This window comes from Amycolatopsis panacis (assembly GCF_003600245.1).
GTDB classification, from domain to species: Bacteria; Actinomycetota; Actinomycetes; order Mycobacteriales; family Pseudonocardiaceae; genus Amycolatopsis; species Amycolatopsis sulphurea.
In genome coordinates, this window is record NZ_QZFV01000018.1 from 1 (window position 1) to 7022 (window position 7022).

The 7022-nt window shown below is 71.0% G+C and carries 8 protein-coding genes; 6 read left to right on the forward strand and 2 right to left on the reverse strand.

The genetic code is table 11. From position 1 onward, the window contains the following. Positions 1-121 precede the first annotated feature (121 nt). On the reverse strand, positions 122-526 hold the full coding sequence (locus D5S19_RS31870; RefSeq protein ID WP_158605457.1) for an STAS domain-containing protein: 405 nt from the start codon (positions 524-526) through the stop codon (positions 122-124). Between the two features lie 576 nt (positions 527-1102). Here D5S19_RS31870 and D5S19_RS32735 point away from each other — a divergent pair. Next, a complete protein-coding gene (locus D5S19_RS32735; RefSeq protein ID WP_233573658.1) occupies positions 1103-1462 on the forward strand; it encodes a hypothetical protein in 360 nt (119 codons plus the stop codon). Between the two features lie 203 nt (positions 1463-1665). On the opposite strand, the gene D5S19_RS01485 is transcribed toward D5S19_RS32735, so the two are convergent. Next, the gene (locus tag D5S19_RS01485; protein WP_120021523.1) at positions 1666-2130 is read right to left on the reverse strand and encodes a DUF6328 family protein; all 465 of its coding nucleotides are present in this window, start codon (positions 2128-2130) and stop codon (positions 1666-1668) included. 279 nt (positions 2131-2409) lie between these two features. On the opposite strand from D5S19_RS01485, the gene D5S19_RS01490 reads away from it, so the two are divergent. From D5S19_RS01490 to D5S19_RS33985, 5 genes are all read left to right on the forward strand, one after another. Beyond that, positions 2410-3702 (forward strand): NAD(P)/FAD-dependent oxidoreductase, encoded by a 1293-nt coding sequence (locus D5S19_RS01490; RefSeq protein WP_120021524.1) that lies wholly within the window; start codon positions 2410-2412, stop codon positions 3700-3702. Between the two features lie 32 nt (positions 3703-3734). Then, the gene (locus tag D5S19_RS01495) at positions 3735-4826 is read left to right on the forward strand and encodes an Rv2629 family ribosome hibernation factor (RefSeq protein ID WP_120021525.1); all 1092 of its coding nucleotides are present in this window, start codon (positions 3735-3737) and stop codon (positions 4824-4826) included. A 389-nt stretch (positions 4827-5215) separates the two neighbouring features. Continuing rightward, positions 5216-5800, forward strand: coding sequence for a hypothetical protein (locus D5S19_RS01500; RefSeq protein ID WP_120021526.1), 585 nt, complete (start codon positions 5216-5218; stop codon positions 5798-5800). Positions 5801-6260: 460 nt separating this feature from the next. Then, complete coding sequence (locus D5S19_RS01505; RefSeq protein WP_199730263.1) at positions 6261-6722, forward strand: transposase; 462 nt, start codon at positions 6261-6263, stop codon at positions 6720-6722. Further along, entirely contained in the window at positions 6695-6883 is a 189-nt protein-coding gene (locus D5S19_RS33985; protein ID WP_407641694.1) for a hypothetical protein, read from the forward strand. Before D5S19_RS01505 ends, D5S19_RS33985 begins: the two co-directional genes overlap by 28 nt. Positions 6884-7022 lie beyond the last annotated feature (139 nt).

Sequence of the window (7022 nt, forward strand, 5' to 3'; positions counted from 1 at the left end):
GCCGACCCCGATCCAAGCCCGGCTACTCGACCTCCTTGCGGTCGACCCCACCCAACCGCCATGATCAACAAATCCGGAGTTCCCGGGTCCGCCCACCATCACTCATGTGCGAAACACCCGGCTAGCCCACTTCGAGGGCGAGCTGGTGCGCAGCCGTCACCCGTTCGAGGGCTTCGGCCAGGCTGTCGGCCATCGCCAGCTCGGATTCGAGCCCGAGCACCCGCAACGGTCGCAGCACCGCACGATGGCAGGCTACGACCAGGAAAGCGATGTTCGCGGCGGCGGCGATCCGGGCGGCGTCGGTCAGCACGCCCACGCCCCCGGCCGAGCAGAACGTCACCCGGGTGAGGTCGACGATCAGCCCGCGCGGCCGCAACGCCAGTTCGCCGGTGATGCGTTCCTGCAACCGGCCGGTGGATCGTAGGTCGAGTTCGGCCGCGACGGCGACGACGGTCTCCGTCGCCGTCGCGGTGACCAGGATTCTCGCCGGGGTTCCCGGCAGATCGAGGTGCGATTTTCGCGTCATGGTGCCCTCCTCGCGACACGCGAGGCCGGACCCGATGTACACGGCCCGGCCCGGGCCCGCCGAAACGGGCCTCTCTGGGTCGGGCAACGGCACGTGGGCTGAACCGCTCCCGACCCGACGGTAGCGCAGTCCGCCCGCGGATGCACGCCATTCGGCAGGTGTAGGCCACCGCGGACCGGGGTAGCCGGATCCCCGATCACTGCCGGACACGTTCACCGCCTGTTTCCAGCCGCACATCGGCGAGGCCGCGGTACAGGTGCTGGAGGACGACGGATGGCGGGCCGAACTCCCGCCATCCTCGCTGTGCTGCGGGCTGACCTGGATTTCCACCGGCCAGCCGGGCATCGCGAAACGGATACTCGGCCGCACCGGCCCCGCACCTGCGCGAAGGCGGTCTCGTGCTCGGGCCGGAACCCAGCTGTACCGCGGTGTTCCGCTCGGACGCGGCCGAGTTGCTCCCCGGCGACCAGGACGTGCGGCGGCTGCGCGAACAGACCGTGACGCTCGCGGAGCTGCTGACCCGGCACTCCCCCCGGCTACCGTCCGCTGCGCCTGCCCGGGCACGCCCTCGCCCAGGTGCACGCAGTTCTCGGTTGGGAGGCCGACCGCGACCTGCTCACCGCCGCCGAAACCGACGTCGAGCGGCTGGACTCCGGCTGTCGCGGACTCGCCGGGAACTTCGGTCTCGAACGTGGCCGTCTCGACGTCAGCCGCGCGTGCACCGAACGCGTCCTGCTGCCGCGAGTACGGGCGTCCGACCGGCCAACCACTGTGCTGGCCGACGGGTTCAGCTGCCGGACCAGTTGCACGAGTTCGACCGCGGTGGGCGCGAAGGCCGTCATCTCGCGGAGTTCCTGGCCGCCGGGATGCCCGCCACGCCCTGACCGGCGGGAGACCACCGTGGCGCCCGGACCTCTGCGGGAAGTCCCGGGATGACGCCCACGGCCCGCGATGCCCCTCATGGATCTGCCACAGGACTTCGCTTCAGCTCCGGGTTCGTCGTCGGCAGCCGGAATACACGGCGGGGAACCGGCACCGTGCTTACCCATCCGAGCGGTCACCGATGCGCCCGGGGGACCACGAAGGTGTGCACGGCCTGCACTCGGCGACGGCACACGCCGCCGTCCCGCGCCCGAGGTTCACTCCTCCCGCGGCCGCAGGCGCCACGGGAGCACCAGCCACAGCAAGCCGAACCCGAGCAGGGAGACACCACCGACGATCGCCATCGCGACCGTCCCGAAGACCACCTTCGCGATCAGCGAAACGGTCACCGTGATCGCCAGTGCCAGGCAGCACAGCCCGGCGATGACCGTCCGGTTGCCGGCGCGCAGAATCCGATCCCGCGCACCACTGCGGAACAGCACCCGATGCCACGCCGCGGGCGCGGTGAGCAATATGGTCGAGGCGACGGCGAGCAGTACGGCGGTCAGGTGCAGGCCCTTCTCGAAACCGTCCGCCGCGCGGAACTGGGCGGTGAACACGACCGAAAGCAGGAACCCGAACAGGATCTGCACCCCGGCCTGGGCGACCCGCATCTCCTGCAGCATCTCCCCCACGTTGCGGGTGAGCTGATGCTCGCGGGTTTCCCCGGTCGATTCCGTCATCCGGCGAGTGTAGGCAACCCGGGCCAGGGCAGGCAGGGGCTCGCGCGCCTCCGGTGCCAGTCCGCTACAGCATGCCAGGTTCGCACCGCATCAGCGGCGTTGTCGCATTCCCCCGCTGTTCCCACGCGCTCGCGAAGACCCCGGACCGCCGCAGGGGCAGGGCACCGGCGGCAGGCAGGACGCGGCGAGAGGCCGGGACCGCGCTGCTGGCCGCGCCGAACCGCCCGTGATTGCCCGGCCTCGCGGCGGGTACCCGATGCGGGAAAGGAGGGCCGTGCCATGCGCATCGTGATCATCGGTGGCGGGTTCGCCGGGTACCACGCCGCGGAGACCCTGCTGCGGACGCCCCGGGACCGTGCCGAAATCGTCGTGGTCAACCCCACCGACTACTTCCTTTACCTGCCACTGCTGCCGGAGGTGGCGGCCGGGATCGTCGAACCCCGCCACGTCGCGGTGTCCATTCCGGACACCCTGCACGGGGTCCGGATGGTACTGGGCACCGCCACCTCGGTCGACTTCGACGCCGGCGCGATCACCTACGTCGATCCGGAGTACCGGGAACGGAAGCTGAGCTACGACCGGCTGATCCTGGCCGCGGGCAGTGTGACCAAGCTGCTGCCCATCCCGGGCATCGCCGAGTACGCGCACGGATTCCGCGGCCTGCCCGAAGCGCTCTACCTCCGTGATCACGTGACCCGGCAGATCGAACTCGCCGCCGCCACCGACGATCCGGCCGAGCGAGACGCCCGGTGCACGTTCGTCGTGGTCGGTGCCGGTTACACCGGAACGGAGGTCGCCGCGCAGGGTCCAGCGTTCACCGCCGCGCTCGCACGACGGCACCCCGAACTCGACGGGCAGCCGATCCGCTGGCTGCTGCTGGACGTCGCCGAACGGGTGCTGCCCGGCCTCGACCGGCGGCTCGGTGAGACGGCGGACCGGGTACTGCGCGAACGCGGCGTCGACGTCCGGATGAAGACCTCCGTGGACGAGGCCGGCACGGACGGAGTCACCCTCACCACCGGTGCCGCGGTGCCGACGCGCACGCTCGTGTGGTGCGTCGGCGTCCGGCCCGACCCGCTGGTCTCGGAACTCGGCCTGGAGACCGCGCACGGCAGGCTGGTGGTCACCCCGGAACTGAACGTACCCGGCCGGGCTGACGTCTTCGCCTGCGGCGACGCCGCCGCGGTGCCCGACCTCACCCGCCCCGGCGAAACCACCCCGATGACCGCGCAACACGCGCAACGGCAAGGAAAACTCGCCGCCCGCAACGTCGCCGCGACGCTCGGCTCCGGCCGCCTGCGCCGATACCGGCATCACGACCTCGGCTTCGCGGTCGACCTCGGCGCCGGGCAGGGCGCGGCGAACCCCCTGCACGTGCCACTGGCCGGCCTGCCCGCCCGTCTTGTGACCCGCGGTTACCACCTGCTCGCCCTTCCGGGAAACCGCCTGCGCACGGCCGCGGACTGGGCTTGGGAGGCGATCGGCCGGCGCCAGACCGTCCAGCTCGGCCTCGTCCGCTCCGGCGCGGTCCCGTTGGACACCGCCTCGCCCGAACTACCGCGAACCCGCTGAAGAACGGCCGTAAACCGGAGGAGGAATCCAGAATGGACACAGCCGACCTACGCACTTTGCTGACCGGCGGCCCGTTCGCCTCGGTACACTTCGACGAATCACACGACACCGAAGACGCCGGCAAGCAATTGTGCTTGCGTCTCAAGGAAATCGACGCAGCGCTCAACGAGCAGGACGCCGACCGGCCGACCGTCGACGCCGTCCTGCACGCGGCGGAGACCGGGCGGCCCCCGGCCGGGCGCGCCGGACGCAGCCTTGTCGCCGCCCACGGCACGGTCCTGCTCGACCAGCGACTCGCGGCCCCGCCGCCGGCCGGGGAAACGCGATACTCGGCGCTCCCGTACTTCCTGCCCACGTTGACCCATGCCGAGGACGCCCGCCCGCACCTGGTGGTCCTCGTCGACCGCACCGGCGCCGACATCGAGACGCATCGGCCCGGCGGCAGCGTGGAAACCGAGACCGTGCAGGGCCGGGACCATCCCGTGCACAAGGTCCGTCGCGGCGGCGCGGGACACCGGGACGCCCAGTCGCGCGCCGAGGAGACCGCGCACCGCAACCTCGCCGAGGTCGCCGGCCGGGTCTCGAAGGCCGCCGAACGCCTCCGCCCGCGGGTGATCGTGCTGGCCGGCGAGGTCCAGGCACGCACCGAACTCCACGACCGGCTGCCCGCACCCGTCCGCCCGCGTACCGCCGAAGTGGACACCGGCAGCCGAGCCCCTGGTGCCGGGCGAGCGGAACTCGACCGTGCGATCCGCGAACTGCTCGCCGGGCAGCATCTGGCCGAACTCGACGACCTCGCCGAACGCTTCCGCGCGGAGGAGGCGCGCGAGTCCGGCCCGGCCGTCGCGGGCCTACCGGCCGTCACCGCAGCGCTGGTGGAGGCGAACGTGACCACCCTGCTCGTCGGCGACCCCGGGGACGCCCGGGTCTACACCGGCGAGGAACCGGGCCAGATCGGGGTGCACCGGTCCCGTCTCCGGGCACTCGGCGCTGACGACCCGGTCGAGCATCGCGCGGACGAGGCCCTGCCCTACGCCGCCGTCGCGGCCGGCGCGGACGTCGTCGTCATGGACGAACGCCTCGATCTCGCCGACGGTTTCGGCGCGCTGCTGCGACACTCCTGAGCCCGCCGCCCTGACCGGCCGGCGCACACCACTGGCCGCGGCCGGTCAGCGAGCCCGGCATCCGCATTCCCCGCCCGGCCCGCATCGTCGAGCCGCGGCAGTCCTGCCGCCCGGGACCCACCTTCGGGCTGCGGCAGGCCCACCGCCCGACACACGTTCGGCCGTGGCAGGCCTGCGCCACCACCCCGTGAAAGGCCCCCTGACCCACACACCTTCACACCGCAGCACACTCGCACCACCACCCCCACGGCAAGCACGCAGGACCGCGGCAGGCCAGTCCGGTCCGGCACGCATGATGCGTGCCTTCCCACCGACTCACCGATTGCCGCGGCGGGTTTATCACCGCCGGACGCCGGGAACTGCGGGACAGTCATGCGAAAGGAGCAGCCATGTCCGGATCACTCCCCCCGGATCCCGTCCGCGCCGCAGGACCGCCGCTGGTCACGGCAGGCCGTCCCGGGGCGCGCCGGCTGATCGTGCTCGATCCGGCCGGCTCGGCCAAGCACGACGGCCTGCCCGCCACCTGGCGGCCGCTGGCCGACCGCCACGAGATCCTCTGGTACCGCCTCCCGGCCGCGGGTGCCTGGGCCGCCTGCGTCGAGGCACTCGCCGCGCCGGCCGGGCGGCTGCACCGTGGCGACCTGGTCGTGAGCGGGCCGTTCGCGGGCGAGGCGCTCCGCATGGCCGCGCGATTCCCGGGCACGCTCCGATCGGTTCTGCTCGTCGACCCCGCCGCGGAGGGCACGATCAGCCCCGGCGACGCCCAGAGCGCCGACGAGACGTGGTTCGTCCGGCACGGCAACGAAATCGCCGTGCTCCGGGAGCTGGGCATCGACGTCGAGATGATCGCGCACAGCACCGACGAGGCCGACGATCAGCTCCCGCCACCGCTCCCGCTCGGCCACGGCCGCGTCGTCGAGGCCCTGCGCAGGACCCTCGACAGCCTGCCCGGCGTCGGGCACGCCGAATTCTGAACGGCGCGCGCCAGGGCGATGCCGAGGCGTCCGGGCTGCGACCGGTCACCCCTGGACCCGGATCAGGTACACCGAGTCGGCGTCGGGTATTCGCCGAAGGACGCGTAAATGCCGGCCTCTCGGTGCTTGAGCGGCAACGGATCGACACGCCCAGCAGCCGCGCCATGCGCCGGACCGAGAACCGCGTGCGCTGCGGCGGAGCGGCGGTGGCGGGGAACTCGTCGGGGCCGGCGTACTCGGCCATCAGTTCGAACCGGGCCGGTTCTTCTGCATCGCGGCAAAGTACGCCGAAGGTCGAGTGGCCCGGGGGGAATCACACCGGGCTCTCTCAGAACCGTGCGTGACAATCTCTCCTCACACGGCTCCTACCATTCAGTTGCCATGAAACCACGGGTGTATTTCCAGTGAGCGAACAGTCGCGACCATTCCGCCGAAGGCGAACGCCCAGTTCGCGGCCCGCATGGAGGAGGTGCTCGCGGTTTACGCCCGGCCGTGCGACGCCACCCGCCCCGTGGTCTGCATGGACGAGAAGCCCTTTCAGCTACTCGGCCACGTCCGCACCCCGCTCCCCGCCAAGCCCGGTCAGGACATCCGCGAAGACAGTGAATACATGCGGTTCGGCACCTGCTCGATCTTCGTCCGGGCCGAGTCCCTGCGCGGCGGGCGCCGCGTGCACGCCCTCTCCCGGCGAACCAGGATCCACTGGGCCCGGCAGGTCAAACAACTACTGACCGTGGACTATCCCGACGCCGAGACCGTGGTGCTGGTCATGGACAACCTCGGGTACCCACGGCATCGCCTCGCTCTACGAAGCCTTCGAACCCCGCAGAAGCCTTCGCGCTGGCTCAGCGCCTCGAGATACACCACACCCCCAAACACGGATCCTGGCTCAACATCGCCGAAATCGAACTCTCCGCACTGACCCGGCAATGCCTCTCCCGCCGCATCAACGACCTCGACACTCTCAATACCGAACTCACCACATGGCAACACGCCACCACCACCGACCAACGTCAAATCCACTGGCAGTTCACCACCGACGACGCACGCGTCAAGCTCCGCCACCCATATCCCAAGATCTAGCCGCGACACCTTACTAGGGTGTGTTTCAAAGTCGTAGCCACTCGTTAATCGCCGCAACCTGGACTGTGGCCTCGTAACGGACAGCGAGCTTGTCATAGCGAGTGGCCACGGCACGGTTGCGTTTGAGTCGATTGATCCC